The organism is Spongiactinospora sp. 9N601 (assembly GCF_044326295.1).
Lineage (GTDB): Bacteria > Actinomycetota > Actinomycetes > Streptosporangiales > Streptosporangiaceae > Spongiactinospora > Spongiactinospora gelatinilytica.
This window is the reverse complement of the sequence record NZ_JBIRBB010000024.1, coordinates 71,094-86,570: the sequence shown is the minus strand read 5'-3', so window position 1 is coordinate 86,570 and position 15,477 is coordinate 71,094. Positions and strand designations below refer to the sequence as shown.

Annotated in this window: 14 protein-coding genes; 10 read left to right on the top strand and 4 right to left on the bottom strand. The window is 72.3% G+C overall.

Annotated features, from left to right (window positions below):
- Positions 1-219 precede the first annotated feature (219 nt).
- Together ACH34R_RS39470 and ACH34R_RS39465 are read left to right on the top strand one after the other, a co-directional pair.
- On the top strand, positions 220-1,281 hold the full coding sequence (locus ACH34R_RS39470; protein WP_397566714.1) for an LLM class flavin-dependent oxidoreductase: 1,062 nt from the start codon (positions 220-222) through the stop codon (positions 1,279-1,281).
- Positions 1,278-1,961 (top strand): NAD(P)H-dependent oxidoreductase, encoded by a 684-nt coding sequence (locus ACH34R_RS39465; RefSeq protein WP_397566713.1) that lies wholly within the window; start codon positions 1,278-1,280, stop codon positions 1,959-1,961. Before ACH34R_RS39470 ends, ACH34R_RS39465 begins: the two co-directional genes overlap by 4 nt.
- A 324-nt stretch (positions 1,962-2,285) precedes the next feature.
- Here the strand turns inward: ACH34R_RS39465 and ACH34R_RS39460 are convergent, their stop codons facing one another.
- Positions 2,286-3,167 carry an SDR family oxidoreductase gene (locus ACH34R_RS39460; protein WP_397566712.1) on the bottom strand — a complete coding sequence of 294 codons (882 nt, stop codon included), beginning with the start codon at positions 3,165-3,167 and terminating at the stop codon, positions 2,286-2,288.
- A gap of 102 nt (positions 3,168-3,269) precedes the next feature.
- On the opposite strand from ACH34R_RS39460, the gene ACH34R_RS39455 reads away from it, so the two are divergent.
- The gene (locus ACH34R_RS39455; RefSeq protein WP_397566711.1) at positions 3,270-3,851 is read left to right on the top strand and encodes a TetR/AcrR family transcriptional regulator; all 582 of its coding nucleotides are present in this window, start codon (positions 3,270-3,272) and stop codon (positions 3,849-3,851) included.
- A 340-nt stretch (positions 3,852-4,191) separates the two neighbouring features.
- Entirely contained in the window at positions 4,192-5,487 is a 1,296-nt protein-coding gene (locus ACH34R_RS39450; protein WP_397566710.1) for a cytochrome P450, read from the top strand.
- On the opposite strand, the gene ACH34R_RS39445 is transcribed toward ACH34R_RS39450, so the two are convergent.
- On the bottom strand, positions 5,484-6,953 hold the full coding sequence (locus ACH34R_RS39445) for a GMC family oxidoreductase (RefSeq protein WP_397566709.1): 1,470 nt from the start codon (positions 6,951-6,953) through the stop codon (positions 5,484-5,486). The genes ACH34R_RS39450 and ACH34R_RS39445 overlap by 4 nt on opposite strands.
- Positions 6,954-6,963: 10 nt before the next feature.
- Complete coding sequence (locus ACH34R_RS39440; RefSeq protein ID WP_397566707.1) at positions 6,964-7,752, bottom strand: SDR family NAD(P)-dependent oxidoreductase; 789 nt, start codon at positions 7,750-7,752, stop codon at positions 6,964-6,966.
- Between the two features lie 200 nt (positions 7,753-7,952).
- Here ACH34R_RS39440 and ACH34R_RS39435 point away from each other — a divergent pair, with 200 nt between their 5' ends.
- Positions 7,953-8,345, top strand: coding sequence for a nuclear transport factor 2 family protein (locus ACH34R_RS39435; protein ID WP_397566706.1), 393 nt, complete (start codon positions 7,953-7,955; stop codon positions 8,343-8,345).
- Positions 8,346-8,410: 65 nt separating this feature from the next.
- Here ACH34R_RS39435 and ACH34R_RS39430 read toward each other — a convergent pair whose 3' ends face one another.
- The gene (locus ACH34R_RS39430) at positions 8,411-9,346 is read right to left on the bottom strand and encodes a TIGR03619 family F420-dependent LLM class oxidoreductase (RefSeq protein WP_397566705.1); all 936 of its coding nucleotides are present in this window, start codon (positions 9,344-9,346) and stop codon (positions 8,411-8,413) included.
- A gap of 97 nt (positions 9,347-9,443) precedes the next feature.
- Here ACH34R_RS39430 and ACH34R_RS39425 point away from each other — a divergent pair, with 97 nt between their 5' ends.
- Genes ACH34R_RS39425 through ACH34R_RS39405 form a run of 5 tightly spaced genes read left to right on the top strand, consistent with a single transcriptional unit; the run spans position 9,444 to position 15,449 of the window.
- Positions 9,444-10,646 carry an ABC transporter substrate-binding protein gene (locus ACH34R_RS39425; RefSeq protein ID WP_397566704.1) on the top strand — a complete coding sequence of 401 codons (1,203 nt, stop codon included), beginning with the start codon at positions 9,444-9,446 and terminating at the stop codon, positions 10,644-10,646.
- A complete protein-coding gene (locus tag ACH34R_RS39420; protein WP_158558321.1) occupies positions 10,646-11,503 on the top strand; it encodes a branched-chain amino acid ABC transporter permease in 858 nt (285 codons plus the stop codon). Before ACH34R_RS39425 ends, ACH34R_RS39420 begins: the two co-directional genes overlap by 1 nt.
- The gene (locus ACH34R_RS39415; protein ID WP_397566702.1) at positions 11,490-13,217 is read left to right on the top strand and encodes an ATP-binding cassette domain-containing protein; all 1,728 of its coding nucleotides are present in this window, start codon (positions 11,490-11,492) and stop codon (positions 13,215-13,217) included. The genes ACH34R_RS39420 and ACH34R_RS39415 overlap by 14 nt, the downstream gene beginning before the upstream one ends.
- Entirely contained in the window at positions 13,207-13,890 is a 684-nt protein-coding gene (locus ACH34R_RS39410; RefSeq protein ID WP_397566701.1) for an ABC transporter ATP-binding protein, read from the top strand. The genes ACH34R_RS39415 and ACH34R_RS39410 overlap by 11 nt, the downstream gene beginning before the upstream one ends.
- Positions 13,887-15,449: an amidohydrolase gene (locus ACH34R_RS39405; RefSeq protein WP_397566700.1), complete on the top strand. Its 1,563-nt coding sequence runs from the start codon at positions 13,887-13,889 to the stop codon at positions 15,447-15,449. Before ACH34R_RS39410 ends, ACH34R_RS39405 begins: the two co-directional genes overlap by 4 nt.
- Positions 15,450-15,477: the final 28 nt, after the last annotated feature.

Sequence of the window (15,477 nt, the reverse complement as noted above, 5' to 3'; positions counted from 1 at the left end):
ATCTCGCCCTCGGCCAGGGTGAAGGACACGCCCTGGTGCCGGGCAATGGGCCGCGCGCCGGTGACCTCGTCAAACGATATGCCCTGGTGCCGGGCGGTAAGCATCCGAATGCCCTGCGCCGTCGCACCCGCTCGACTCGGCGGGAATAGTTGTCTGCGCAGATAACTTAATACTCCTGTGCCGCGGGATCGCCCCGGCCGCGCAGAGAGGAACGGGCAGATGACATTCGAGATCGGGATCATGACGTTCGGCGAGGTGACGGAAGATCCCGTCACCGGGCGGATGCCCTCGCCGCGGCAGCGGGTGCGGGAGACGATCGAGCAGGCGCGGGTCGCCGACCAGGTGGGCCTGGACGTGTTCGGCGTCGGTGAGCATCACCGCACCGACTTCGTCGGGTCCGCGCCGGCGATCCTGCTGGCCGCCGCGGCGGAGGCGACCGAGCACATCCGGCTGACGAGTTCGGTCACCGTGCTCGGTTCGGAGGACCCGGTACGCGTCTGGGAGCAGTTCGCCACGATCGATCTGCTGTCGGCGGGCCGGGCCGAGATCATCGCGGGCCGCGGCTCCTACACCGAGTCCTTCCCGCTGTTCGGGTACGACCTGCGGGACTACGCGGACCTGTTCCGCGAGAAGCTGGACCTGTTGCTCAAGATCCGCGAGCGCAACCCGCTCACCTGGTCCGGGCGCTTCCGCCCGCCGCTGCACGACGCCGACATCGCGCCCCGCGCCGACGGCGACACCATCCCGATCTGGGTGGGGGTCGGCGGCTCGCCCGCGTCGGCGGTCAGCACCGGCCGGCTCGGCCTGCCGATGGCGCTGGCCCTGCTGCTCGGGCCGGTGACCTATCACGAGCAGACCGTCGAGCTGTACCACGCCGCCGCCGCGGAGGCCGGGCACGATCCGGCCACGCTGCCGATCAGCATCAACACCCACGGGTACGTCGGGCGCACCAGCCAGGAGGCCCGGGAGACCATGTACCCCTATTTCGCGAAAGGAATGATGGAGAACAACCACCAGCGCGGCCAGGGCTTCCCGCTCTCCCGCCCGGCCTTCGACGCTCAGGTGTCGCCGGGCTCCGGCCTGCTGGCGGGCAGCCCGCAGGAGGTCATCGACAAGCTGCTCACCTACCACGAGCTGTACGGCGTCAGCCGCGCCCTCATCCAGATGGGTTTCGGCGGGATGCCGCAGAAGGAGCACCTGGCGGCGATCGAGCGGCTGGGCACCGAGGTCGCGCCCGTCGTACGCCGGGAGACCGCCACCCTCGCAGGGCGGACGGCATGACCGCCACCCCGGCGGCCGGTCCGGCGCTGCGCGCCATGGTCGTCAACGGCAGCCCGAACCGACCCTCCGACACGGCGGGCCTCATCGAGGTCATCCCCAGCATGACCGCCACCCCGGCGGCCGGTCCGGCGCTGCGCGTCGTGGTGGTCAATGGCAGCCCGAACCGACCCTCCAAGACGATGGGCCTCGTCGATGTCATTCTGGCGACGCTCGCGGAGATGATGCCGATCCAGACGTCCCGGATCGACGTCTACGAACTCGGCCCGGAGTTCACCGGGGTGGTCGAGCGCGAGCAGGTCTCTCCCGACGTCGAGGCCGCACTCAAGCTGGCCGAGAACGCCGACCTACTGATCGCGGCGATCCCGGTGTTCCGGGGGTCGTACCCGGGGATGTTCAAGCACTTCTTCGACCTGGTGGACCAGTACGCGCTGGCCGGCCGGCTCGTCCTGCTCGCCGCCACGGGCGGCGGCGAGCACCACGCGCTCGTCCTTGAGCACGCCCTGCGCCCGCTGTTCGGCTTCTTCCAGGCGTTGACCGTGCCGGTCGCGATCTTCGCCGCCGCCGCCGACTTCGACGGGACCATCCTGCTCAATCCCCGCGTCCACGGCCGGATCCAGCTGGCCCTGACCGATGTCGCCGACCTGCTGCGCACCCGCGCCCCCGCCGCCGCCGCCCACTGACCTCCCCCGCCCCGGCGGATGGACGGTACGACGGTGCGAAGACGCCAGGAACCGCACCCACCGAGCGGACGATCGGCTCACCGCCGATCGGATAGGGGGTACGACGGTGCGGAGACGCCGAGGGGTCCACGTCCGACCGGTCCGGGGGCGGCCCGATGTCGGCACACTCGTACGCGCCGAGCGGGCGATTGGCCTGCCGCGGCCGTCAGCGGCCCAGGTGGGTGGCCGCGTGCAGCCGGTTCCGGTTCGCGGTCAGAAAGTCGTCCAAGGCGACCCATGTCGGCACACTCGTGCGCCGAGCGGGCGATTGGCCTGCCGCGGCTGTCAGCGGCCCAAATGCGGGGCTGCGCGGAGGTGGTCCTGGTTGGCGGTCAGGAAATCGTCGAAGGTGCGTGGGGGGCGGCCGGTCAGGGCGTGGACCGCTGGGGTGGTGGCGGCGAGGTGGCCGGCGGCCGTTTCGGCGTACAGGGCGGCGGCGTCGGAGGCGAACCATGCGGGGACGCCCTGCGCCGTCAGGATGGACGCGAACTCCTCCGGTGAATGGTCCTGGTAGCGGACCGTTCTGCCGATCGTGCGGGAGAGCCTGGCGGCGATGGTGTGGTGGTCGAGCGCTTCGGGGCCGGTGAGCGCGTACGTCTCGCCGATCCCGCCGCCGTCCGCCAGCAGGCGTGCGGCGCAGGCCGCGATGTCCGCGCAGTCGATGTAGGACATGCGGCCGTCGCCGTAGGCCCCGTGCAGGTCGCCGTCCATGGTGAAGGCGGCCTGGCCGGTGAGGAAGTTCTGCATGAAGGCGTTGGGCTGCAGGATCGTCCAGGGCGGGCCCGACTCCTTGAGGTGCTGTTCGATGGCCCAGTGCGCGCCCACGGAGAGCTTGCCGCCGGGCCTCGGCTGCCACACCGACAGCTTGACCACCTGCGACACGCCCGCCTCGCGCGCGAGGTCGATGGCGGTCCGCTGCTGACGCACCATGGGCTGCTCGCCATCCGCGGGAACCACGCCGCTGCCGTTGAGGAACACGCGATCGACGCCCTTCAGCGCGGCGGCCAGCGACGACGGATCGTCGAAGTCGCCGAGCACGAACTCACAGCCGAGCGCCCGGCCCTTGGCCGCGTCTCTGACGAAGGCCCGCACGGGCAGGTCCCGCTCAAGCAGTTCGCGCACCAGGTACCGGCCGATGGAACCGGTCGCGCCGGTGACAAGGATCATGGTCGATCCTCCTTTCGTCCAGGAACAGTAGATTGAGGGCCCTGCGGAGACAGTACAAGTAAGTCGAGGGCCACTCAAGTTACTCCGGGGACGGACGTACGCATGACCGACACCACGAAGCGGCATCGCCGCCCGCGCGCCGACGCGCGGCGCAACGTCGAACGGCTGCTCGCCGTCGCCGACGAGGCGTTCCGCGAACATGGCGTGGACGCCTCGCTCGGGCAGATCGCCCGTGCCGCCGGGGTGGCCATCGGCACGGTGTACGCCCACTTCGGCACCCGCCGGGCGCTGATCGCCGCCCTGCTGCGCGAGCGCCACGAGGCGCTGTTCGCGCTGGGCGAGGACCTGCTCGACCGGTACGATCCGGCCGAGGCGCTGCCCGCCTGGGTACGCGAGTGCGTACGCAACGCCGCCACCTACCGCGGGCTGGCCGCCGTACTGGCGGCCGGTTTCGACGACGAGGCGTCCGAACTCCACGAGTCCTGCGAGCGGATGGCCGGCCTTACCGAGCGCGTCACCGCCGCCGCGCGCACCGCCGGTCTGCTGCGCCCCGAGGTCCGCGCGGACGACCTTACCGCCTTGATGGGCGCCGCCGCCTGGACCCGCGAGACGGCGGGCGACGACCAGAGCGACCGCCTGATCCGTTTCACCCTCGACGGCTTCCGCCCGCCCGCCACCGGATGACCAGGGCGATTTTCGGGCGGCCGGTATCAACGATTTCCCGATACACCCGATACACCTGATACCGCTTTCCGAAAAAGGCCACCGCCCCCGGATCGGCTCGTCTCCCATCGCCCATTGCTTTGTTTACCAAAATGTGTGAACGTCTGGGCATAGTCGCGTCAAGGAGAGAAGGTGGGAAGCATGGCGAAGCTGATCAAGCGTGCATTGCGCCTGCACCGCGGGCAGATGAAGGGTCGTTACCCGATCTACCGACTTCGCTAGCAGCACACTGCACCCGGCGGTGCCGGCGGGTCCCCTAAAGGCCGGCACCGCCTTTTCCCAACGGCGGCGAAGGGGCACGATGTCAAAACGTACGGCCGAAGCGATCCCCGGGCCGCGCAATGGCGTTTTCGGCCGCCATCTCGACGAGTACGAATCCCGCCCGGCAGGGTTTCTGGAGGACTGCCGGCGCAGGTACGGCGATGTGTTCCGGTTCGACACCGACGTGGTGGTGGTCACCGACCCGGCCGAGATCACCAAGGTGCTGGTCCACACCAACCGGGACTGCGTACCGAACGCCAACCCGCTGCACGGCGGCAGGTTCCCCACGCCGGAGCAGACCCGGCAGTGGATGCGCACCCGCCAGGCGGCGCTGCCGGTGCTGCGGCCCGCCGCGCTGCCCGAGCTGCTGCCCCTGGTGAGCGCGGCGCTCGCGGGCGAGCTGCGCGCGCTGGAGGGCGGCTGGTTCGACCCGGCCGAGCGGGCCTGGCGGGTCTGCGTGAACACCATGCTGCCGCTGTACTTCCCCGACCCGCCGCCGGGGCTGGCCGACGCGCTGCTGACGGCGTTCGCCGAGGGCCGCAAGGCCGGTGAGGCGGCCATCCGCATCCCGAGCTGGTGGCCCAGCCGGCTGCGCCGCCGCGTCCAGCGCGCCGACCAGAGCATCCGGGACCACATCGCGCCGCTGCTGGCCGAAGGCCGCCCGGCGTCCGGGGGCGAGCCGGTCACGCTGCTCGAACACCTCCTCACCAGGGACGAGCCGGTGCCCACCGACGTCGCGCAGGCCGCGCTGGGCATCACCGTGCTGGGCGCGATCGGCACCATGGGCGGGGCCTGGAGCTGGCTGCTGTATCACCTGGCCACCCACCCCGGCCTGTTCGACCGGATACGCGCCGAGGTGGCCGCCGCCCCGGCGGAGGAGGTCGCGGCCCGGCCGGAACGCGCGCTGCCGTACACGCAGGCGTTCGTGCAGGAGGTGCTGCGCTTCCATCCGCCCGCCTGGCTGCTCGGCCGCGACGCCGTCACCGATGTCACGCTCGGCAGATGGACGGTCCCGCGGGGCACGGCCATCATGTTCAGCCCGTACCTGCTGCACCACGACGAGCGTCACTGGAAGGAGCCCGAGCGGTTCGACCCGGCCCGGTGGCTGGGCGACGACCCGCCGCACGCGCCGGGCGCGTACCTGCCCTTCGCCGCCGGGCCGCGCGGCTGCCTCGGTACGCACCTGGGCATGGCGATCCTGCTGCTCACCGCGGCGCACCTGGCCACCGGCCACGACCTCGACGCCCCCGGCCTGGACCGGGTCCGCCCGCTGTTCGGCCCGACGCTGATCCCCGAGGGCATGTCCTGCCGATTGGCCGCACGACACCGCCGTTAAAGGTCCTCACGTACCAGGTCGGCGCACCTTTCCCCGATCATGATGGCGGGCGCGTTGGTGTTCCCCGAGGTGACGGTGGGCATGATCGAGACGTCGGCCACCCGCAGCCCCTCGATGCCGAACACCCTGAGCCGATGGTCCACGACCGTCCCCATGGCACAGGTCCCGGCCTGGTGGTGGTAGGTGACCAGGGTCCGCGCGATGTGCTCTGACACGTCGCGGTCACCCGGGTAGAGTTCGCCGCCCGCCCACTCCTTCAGCGCGTCGGCGCGGGCCAGTTCCCGGCACAGCTCGACGGCCGCCCGCATGCAGGTGCGGTCGGCCGCGGCCTGAAGGTAGCCGGGATCAATGTGCAGCGGCGCGTCCGGGTCGGCCGAGGTCAGCGCGAGGTGCCCGCGGCTTTCCGGCCGCACGATCCCGGCCATGAGCGTGAAGGCGTCCGCGGGGCCGGTCATCTCCTCGTCGTACAGCGGGACGTGGAAGAACAGCGGCTGCACGTCGGGGGCGGGCAGCCCGGGGCGGCTGCGCCAGAACAACTGGCTGTGCATGGCCTGGAGGCCGGGCAGCGCGGGCGGCACCGGACGGCGGGCGGCCACGATCACCGGGACGAGGGCGTGGTCGTGCAGGTTCCGCCCGACCTCGGGCAGCTTCTCCGCGACGGGGATGTCGTGCCGGCGCAGCGCGGCGGGGTCGCCGAGCCCGGAGAGCATGAGCAGCCGGGGCGATTCGAGGGTCCCGGCGCTGACCACGACCTGGTGTTCGGCGCCGACGCGGTGCGGCGTGCCGTCCTTGGTGTACTCGACGCCGACGCACCGCCTGCCGCGCATCAGCAGCCTGCGCGCGCGGGCCCGGGTGCGGATCTCCAGTGTCGGCCGCTCGCCCAGGTAGGCGGTGGCGGTGCTGTGCCGGTGGCCGTCCTTGATGGTGAGCTGGCAGAACCCGGCGCCGTCGATCCGCTCGCCGTTGCAGTCGGAGTTGAACGGGATGCCCTGCTCGACGGCCGCGGCCACGATCGCCGCGTTGACCGGGTGCGGCGTGTAGTCGGAGATCACCCGTACCGGGCCGCCCGCCCCGCGGTAGTCGTCGGCGCCGCGGTCGAAGTCCTCCAGCCGCTTGAAGTACGGGAGCACCTCGGCGTACGACCAGCCGGGCCCCCAGCCGTCGAAGTCGGCCGCCGCCCCCCTGACGAAGATCATGCCGTTGAGCGAGGAGGAGCCGCCCAGCACCTTCCCGCGCGGCCAGTGCAGCCGCCGCCCGCCGAGGTGGCGCTGCGGCGCGGTGAAGTAGTTGTAGTCGTCGGGCCCGCCCCACAGCCGGAACACCCCGCCGGGGTCGCGGATGTCGGGGTCGGTGTCGGGACCGCCCGCTTCGAGCAGCAGTACGCGCATGCCGTCGCCGGCGAGCCGGCCGGCCACGGCGGCCCCGGCCGATCCCGCGCCGACCACGATGACGTCGAAGGTCTCCATCACGCGGACCTCAGCCGAACGCGAGGGTGGGCAGGTCCACGGCGGTGGCGCCGCCGTCGGCGACGACCACGCTTCCGGTCATGATGGCGCTCTCCGGCGAGGCGAGGAACAGGCAGATCGCGGCGATCTCCTCGGCGGTGGCCGGGCGGCGCAGCGGCACGTCCTTGGTGACCAGCGCGTACGCCTGGTCCCTGGTGATGCCGTCCCGTTCGACCAGTTCGTCCATCTGCTCGTCGGCCATCGGGGTGCGCACCCAGCCGGGGCACAGGCAGTTGATCCGTACGCCCCGGGGGCCGTAGTCACGGGCGATCGAGCGGGTCAGGCCCACCAGCGCATGCTTTGTCGTGACATATCCAGCGACGGCCGGACCGGCCGTCAGCCCCGCGATCGACGACACCACGACGATCGCCCCCTTGGACTCCAGCAGCGCGGGCAGCGCCTCCCGGCAGGTCACGAAGCAGGTCGTCAGGTTGGACTCGATGCTGAGCCGCCAGTCCTCGTCGTCGGTGTCGGCGACCGCGTTGCCCCCGTGACCCCCGGCGTTGGCGATCACCACGTCCAGGGACCCGAACCGCTCCACGCCCGCCCGCACGGCCTCGCGCGCCTGGGCGGTGTCGGCCATGTCGGCGGGGACAGCCAGGGCCGCCTCCCCCAGGTCGGCCGCCACCTCCGCCAGCGGACCGGGCCTGCGCCCGGTGAGCACGACGCTCGCGCCCTCGGCGACGAACCTGCGGGCGGTGGCCGCGCCGATGCCCGTACCCGCCCCGGCGACCAGTGCGACCTTACCCTTGAGCCTCATCGCCTACTCCTTTCCGGAAGGAAGCTATATGATTTCATAGACGACTTCGTGGAAGAAGGAGCCGCCATGACGTTTTCGCGCCCGCGACCGCCATGGCCCGCCCGCCACGAGCCCGCCACGGGTCCATCACCCCTCGCCCGCCACCGCCGGGTCAGATCATCTATCCGACCGGCGAGCGGCCGGTCTGAGGAGCGACGCACATGAGTGACAATCTCGACGCCGTACGCGCGTCCTACGCGGCCTCGGCCAATGGCGACGTCAACGGCATCGTGTCCCTGCTGGCCCCCGACGCGCGCTGGACCGAGATGGCCGGCTTCCCCTACGGGGGCACCTATGTGGGGGCCGACGAGGTGCTGTCGAAGGTGTTCGCCAAGCTGGGCGGCGAGTGGGAGGGCTACCAGGCCGACCCCGAGGAGTTCGTGGACGGCGGTGACGTGATCGTGGCGATCGGCCACTACAGCGGCACCTACCGGGCCACCGGCAAGCACATGAGGGTGCGGTTCACCCACGTCTGGCACATGAAGGACGGTGTGGCCACCCGTTTCGAGCAGTTCACCGACACGGCCCTGGTCAGGGAGGCGCTCAAGCCCTAGCCGGTGGCCGCGACGCGGCGACCCTGCGCGGCCGGATGACGGGGGCCGGCCGCGCGGGGCGGCCCTCACGACGCCAGCGCGGTGACGCGCCGGATCACTTCGCGGCAGAAATCGCCCACCTTGTCAGGGTCGTCGATGAACTGCGAGGGCTTGATGCAGAACGTCGTGTAACCCTCGGCCATGCGCTCCGGAATGTGCTCCAGCGCGGGCCCGAGCGGCGCGCAGGACGTGCCGTCGGGGAAGACCGCCCGGGTGCCGCCGGCGAGTTCCAGTTCGGCGAAGTCGCGCCCGGCCGCCCGCATCCCCTCGGCGAGCGCCTTCATGTCCGCCTCCGGCGGGTAGCCGAGCGGGTTGAACCCGCTCCCCCACCGGGCCAGCCTGCGCACCAGGTGCGCGCTGGCCCCCGCGCCGCCGAACCACAGCACCGGCCCGCTCTCCCGGTACGCCTTCGGCTCGAAGTACACCTCGTCGAACCGGTAGAACTCCCCGTGGTAGGACACCGGCGATTCACGCCACAGCAGCTCCCAGATCTCCAGGTGCTCGTCCAGCAGCCTGCCGCGCTTCTCGAACGGCACGCCGAGCGCCGCGTACTCGTCCCGGCTCCAGCTCACCGTGGGCACCACGATCAGCCGCCCCTGCGCGAGCAGGTCGAGCGTGCCCAGCTCGCGGGCGAGCGCGAGGGGGTGCCGCAGCGGCGCGAGCACCGCGGTGGCCGACAGGCGCAACCGGGAGGTGACCGACGCGATGGCGGCCAGCAGGCTCAGCGAGTACGGCCAGGGCGTGAAGGGGTCCTGGTTGCCGGGCAGCGCGTACTCCCGCGGGTTGGCCATCCGCCCGAGCGCGCCCGCGTCCGGTCCGAGCACGATGTGCTCACTGATCATCACCGAGTCGAACCCGGCGTCCTCGGCCTCGCGCGCCCACCGGACCAGCGTGGTCAGGTCGCGGGCGGAGGTCATCGTCCAGTTCTCGGACAGCACGAGCTGCATTCGGGGTTGCTCCATCTTGCCTTCATACCCGAACGATCTTTACCGATCTAGCTCTTGAAACGAATCGTTTGGCACCTTACGATCCGTCCCAAATTCGATGAGAGGCTCGCCCATGATCCCGAAAAGGGCATTCGCCGTCCTGTTCGCCGCCGTGCTCGCCACCGGCGGGTGCGGCCTGTCCGATGAGCCCCCGGCCGCCTCCCCCGGCGCCGCCGCCGGCGGCACCGGAACGATCAAGGTGGGCGGTGTCAGCTCACTGAGCGGGGCGGTCACCTTCCCGGACTCCTCGGCCGCCGCCAAGGCGGTCTTCGACCGGGTCAACGAGCAGGGCGGCATCAACGGCCAGAAGATCGAGTACGTCAGCGCCGACGACAAGGGCGACCCCGCCTCGGCCGCCCAGGCCGCCAGGGACGTGGTCACCAATCAGGGCGTGGTGGCGCTGGTCGGCTCCGCCAGCCTGCTCGACTGCGCCGTGAACGCCCCCTTCTACCAGCAGTCGAACATCGTCTCCATCCAGGGCACCGGCGTGGACCCGACCTGCTTCGAGTCGCCGGCGATCTCCCCGGTGAACACCGGGCCCTACCTGAACATGGCCATCAACCTGTACTACGCCTCCGAGGTGCTCAAGCGGGACAAGGTCTGCATGTTCCTGGCGATCCTCGGCAACACCAACGACGCCTACGGCGGGGCCGTCACGAGCTGGACCGCGCTGACCGGCAAGAAGCTCACCCTCGACGACCGCACGGTCAAGCCGGACTCCGACCCCACGCCGTTCGTGCTGCGGGCCAGGAAGGAGGGCTGCCAGGCGGTCCTCTACAACGGCACCGAGCCGATGGCGATCTCCTGGATGAAGGTCGTCAAGCAGCAGAACATCACCGGCATCGACTGGCTGATGACCACCGCCCCCTACACCGACGCCGTGGCCAAGGCGCTCGGCGCGGACGGCGACGGGATGTACGCCAACGCCGAGTTCGAGCCGTTCACGGAGGCCGATTCGCCCGCCCTCGCGGACTGGCGGAAGCTGATGACCGCCAAGAACGTGCCGCTCACCTCCTTCGGGCAGGGCGGCTACCTGGCGGCGACGTACTTCGTGGACGCGCTGAAGTCCATCAAGGGCCCGATCACCCGGCAGTCGGTGGCGGCGGCCTTCAAGGCGCTCAAGCCGATCCAGACGCCGATGACCGGCACGCCGTACGAGTTCGGGCAGGCCGCCAAGCACCTGTCCAACCGGGCCGGCAAGATCGTGCAGCTCAAGGACGGCAAGTGGCAGGTCGTCACGTCCGAATGGGTCAAGTACCCCGGGACGCTCGGCTGATGTTCCAGGGCCTGGTCTCCGGACTGGCCGCGGGCGGCACGTTCGCCGCCCTCGGTCTGCTGCTCACCGCCATGTACCGGCTGACCGCGACGGTGAACCTCGCCGTCGCGGCCACCGGCGTGGCGGGCGTGTACGTGATGGCCGCGCTCACCGCGACCGGCCTGCCGTACTGGGCCGCGGCCCTCGCGGGGGTGGCGGCCGGGGCGCTGGTGTCGGCCGGGTGCGGCCTGGTGATGACGCGGTGGTTCGCCGAGAGCGGGCCGCAGACGCGTACCGCGGTGTCGATCGCGCAGCTCATCGGCATCATCGCGCTCGCCTACATCGCGTTCGGCGACGAGCCGCGGGTGCTGCCGAACCCGGCCGCCGGGCCGGTCGCCACGCTCGCCGGGGTGGTCGTCACCCAGGGGGCCGTGGTGCTCCTGCTGCTGGCCGTGGTGATCGGCGTCGGTACGTCGCTGGTCCTCACCCGCACCCCGCTCGGGCTGCGGCTGCGGGCCATGGCCGAGCGGCCGGTCACCACCGAACTGCTCGGCATCGGCACCCGCGCGCTCACGATCACCGTGTGGGCGCTCGCGGGGGCGCTGGCGGCGCTGGTGCTGCTGCTGGTCGCACCGGTGCGCACCAGCGACATCCTCTCGCTGAGCATGCTCATCGTGCCCGCGTGCGCGGCAGCCCTGCTCGGCGGGCTGCGCCGGCTGGACGGGGCGCTGGCGGGCGGGATCGCGCTCGGGCTGGTGGAAGGGCTGCTCGCGGGGTCGGCGGCGGTGCAGCAGTACCGGGACGTGGTACCGTTCGCGGCCATCCTGCTCATCCTCGTGTGGAGCCGCCGCAGGGAGGTGTGGGATGCGTCCCGTTGACGTCGTTCTGCTGCGCCGGGGCGGCGTCGCCGTCGGGCTCGCCGTGCTCGCGTACGCGCTGGCCGCCGGGCTGCCGGCCTACTGGGTGTTCCTCGCCATGTCGGCGGTGATCTCGGGCGTGCTGTTGCAGAGCCTCGGGGTGGTCGCCGGGCAGGCCGGGATGGTCTCGCTGTGCCAGATGGCCTTCGCCGCCATCGGCGCGTGGACGACGGCCCAGCTCAACGTGTGGGGCGTGCCCGGCGGCCTGTACGTGTGGCTGCCCCTCGCGGGGCTGGCCGCCGTGCCGTTCGGCCTGCTGATCGGCCTGCCCGCGCTGCGCCTGCGCGGCGTGCACCTGGCGATCATCACCCTCGGCTTCGCGGCCACGGTGGACATCGTGATGGCCGCCGGGTCCTTCCCCGGGGTGAGCCAGGGCATCGTGGTCGGCCGGCCCGCCGGGCTGGGCTCCGAACGGCAGTACTTCCTGTTCTGCTGCGGGGTGTTCGCGCTGGTGGCCGTGGCGCTGGCGGTGGTGCGGCGGACCCGGCTCGGGGCCTCGTGGCGGGCGCTGCGGGAGTCCGAGCGGGCCACCGCGGCGGCCGGGACCAGCGTGCCCGGGGCCAAGCTGAGCGCCTTCGCGGTCAGCGCGTTCATCGCGGGCCTTTCCGGCGCGCTGCTCGCCGGGCAGCTCGCGATGGTGGTGTCGCGCAACTTCGATCCCGGCCAGTCGCTGGTCGCGTACGCCGTGGCGATCATGGCGGGGGCGCACCACGCCGAAGGGGCGCTGATCGGCGGCGCGCTCGGCGTGCTGGTGGCCGAGCTGCTGCGCCGGTTCGGCGTGCCGCAGCAGTGGGCGAACGTGGTGTTCGCGGTCGGTGCGGTACAGGCCATGACGCAGGGGTCGGGCATCAGCGACGGGCTGCGCGCGCTGCTGCGCCGGCGCCGCCGTATTCCCGCGGCACCCGCCCCCGCCGCACCTCCCGCCGTCACAAGCCCCCCGGACACGAGCGGGCCGGACGCCCTGCGGATCTCCGGGGTGAGCGTGCGGTACGGGCAGGTCGTCGCGGTCGATGATGTCGCGCTCACCGTGCCCGCCGGAGGCGTCCACGGCCTGGTCGGGCCGAACGGCGCGGGCAAGTCCTCGCTGGTGGACGCGATCAGCGGCTTCGTCCCCGCCGGGGGCGGCACGGTCGAGGTCCGCGGCGTTCAGGTGGCCGGGCTGTCGGTGCACCGGCGGGCCAGGGCCGGGCTGCGCCGGACGTTCCAGCAGGACCGGGTGCCGGTGGGGCTCACCGTGCGCGAGTACCTGCGGTTCGCCTCCCGCCGCCCGCTCGATGACGCCGAGCTGGCCGAAGGGCTGGCCGGGCTGGTCGCGGTCGCGCCGGGCGACCCGATCGCGGCGCTGGACGTGGGCACCCGGCGGCTGCTGGAGGTGGCCGGCACGCTGCTGGCCCGCCCGGCCGTCGCGGTGCTCGACGAACCGGCCGCGGGGCTCGGGCACGCCGAGAGCGAACGGCTCGGCGCGTGGCTCGCGCAGGTGCCCGCGCGGTACGGGGCCGCGGTGCTGCTCATCGAGCACGACCTGGACCTGGTCAGGGCGGCCTGCACGGGCGTGACCGTGCTCGACTTCGGCGAGGTGATCGCCGAAGGGCCGCCCGCCGAGGTGTTCGCCGAGCCCCGGGTGCTGCGGGCCTACCTGGGCGAGGAGCCGGAGGAGGCGACCCATGAATCTTGAGCTGCGGGACGTCAGCGTGGCCAGGGGCGGCCCGCCGGTGGTCAGGGACGTGACGCTGACCGCCGGCGAAGGCCGGGTCACCGTCCTGCTCGGGCCGAACGGCGCGGGCAAGACGACGCTGCTCGAAGCGATCTCGGGCGTCGTCCCGGCGGTCAAGGGCGAGATCGAGCTGGGCGGCCGGGTGCTCACCGGCTGGCCGCGCACCCGCCGGGCCCGGTACGGCCTGGCGCACGTCGAACAGGGTCGTGCCGTGTTCGGCACCCTCACCACCCGCGAGAACATCGCGCTGGTCGGCGATCCCGCGCTGGCCGTGAAACTGTTCCCCGAGCTGGAACGCCGGCTCGACGTGCGGGCCGGGCTGCTGTCCGGCGGCGAGCAGCAGATGCTCGTCCTGGCCAGGGCCATCCTGACCGGCCCCGTCGCGCTGCTGCTGGACGAGATGTCGCTGGGCCTGGCCCCCGGCGTCGTGCGCCGCCTGCTGCCGGTGATCAGGAAACTGGCCGACGAGGGTTGCGCGGTGCTGCTGGTGGAGCAGTTCGCGCACGCGGCGCTGGCCCTGGCCGACACGGCGTACGTGCTCGCGCACGGAACGATCACTTACGGCGGCGACCCCACACCGCTGCGTGAGTCCGATGCCGCGCTGAAGCGCGCATATCTGGGAGATGACTCGTGAACCAGGCAGATCTGCTCTTCGTCAACGGGCGCGTGCTCACCATGGACCCGGCGCGGCCGTACGCGACCGGGCTGGCGGTGCGGGGCGGGACGATCGCGCACGTCGGCGACGCCGCGGGCTGGACCGGCACGGAGGTGGTGGACCTCCGTGGCCGCGTCGTGCTGCCCGGCATCAACGACTCGCACCTGCACGCGTGCGGCTACGGCCTGCACCGCCCGCCGTTCTGCCTGGACGTCGCGGTCGGCTCGATCGCCGAGGCGCGGGAGCGGGTCGCCGAGGCGGTACGCCGGGCCGGGCCGGGCGAGTGGATCCGCGGGACCGGCTGGAACCCGGGTCAACTGGCCGAACGCCGCCTGCCGACGAAGGGCGACCTGGACGACGTGGCCCCGCACCACCCCGTGGTGCTCCAGGACTACTCCGGCCACGAGACGTGGGCCAACTCCAGGGCGCTGGAACTGGCCGGGGTGTGCGGCGAGGGGCTGTTGCACGATGGGGACCAGGGGCTGGTGCAGCGCCTGGTGCCGGCTCCGGCGGGCGGCATGATCCGGGTGCTGCGCGAGGTGCTGGCCGAGCTGAACGGGTACGGCATCACCAGCTTCACCGAGCCGGGGCTCGGACCGGGCGGCGGGGAGCTGTTCGCCGGCGGGATGGGGGCCGAGGTGCTGCCGGCGTACGCGGAGCTGGCGCGGGCGGGCGAGCTGACCGCGCGGGTGAGCGTGCTCGGGCTGCCCAGCCCGATGTCCGGCGCGTCCGTCGCGGACACCGCGGCCTACCTCGCCGACCTGCCCAAGGACCTGGACGGGGTGGACGAGCGGCTGGTCCGGCTGCTCGGCGTGAAGGTGTTCGCCGACGGGATTCCGCCGTCGGAGACGGCGTGGATGCGGGAGGCGTACCCGTCGGGCGGGCACGGCTCGCTGTGCACGCACGGCGCGACGGACTCCGAGCGGGTGGCCGAGCTGGACGAGATCCTGCGCCTGGTCCACCTGGCGGGGTTCCAGGTGGGCGTGCACGCGGTGGGCAGCCGGAGCATCGACGCGGTGGTGGACGCGCTGGCGGCGCTCGCCCGCGAACACCCCAGGGACGACGCCAGGCACTACGTGATCCACGGGCAGTACGCGTCCAGGTCCGCCCTGGCCACGCTGGGCGAGCTGGGTTACGGGATCAACCTCCAGCCGGTGCTCCAGCGCCTGGAGTCCGGCACGACGCGGGACATGTTCGGGCCGGAGGCGGCCGAGCGGGAATGGCCGGCCAGGTCGGCGATCGACGCGGGCGTGCTGACCGCGTGCAGTTCCGACGCCCCGGTGACCGGCCCGGACTGGCGGGCGGGCGTTTCGGCGCTGATCGCGCGGGACGGGGAGGGGATCACGCTGGATGAGGCGCTGGCGACGTACACGACCGCCGGGGCGCGGCAGGACTTCGCCGAGACCTGGAAGGGTACGCTCGGGGAGGGCATGGCGGCCGACCTGTTCGTGAGCGGCGCGACGGAGGTCGCGGACGTGGTGGTCGCGCCGGTCGAGCTGACCGTCTTCGACGGCCGGGTCGTTTGGTCCCGTACCTGAACCGCACGAGATTCGATCGTTAGGTGCC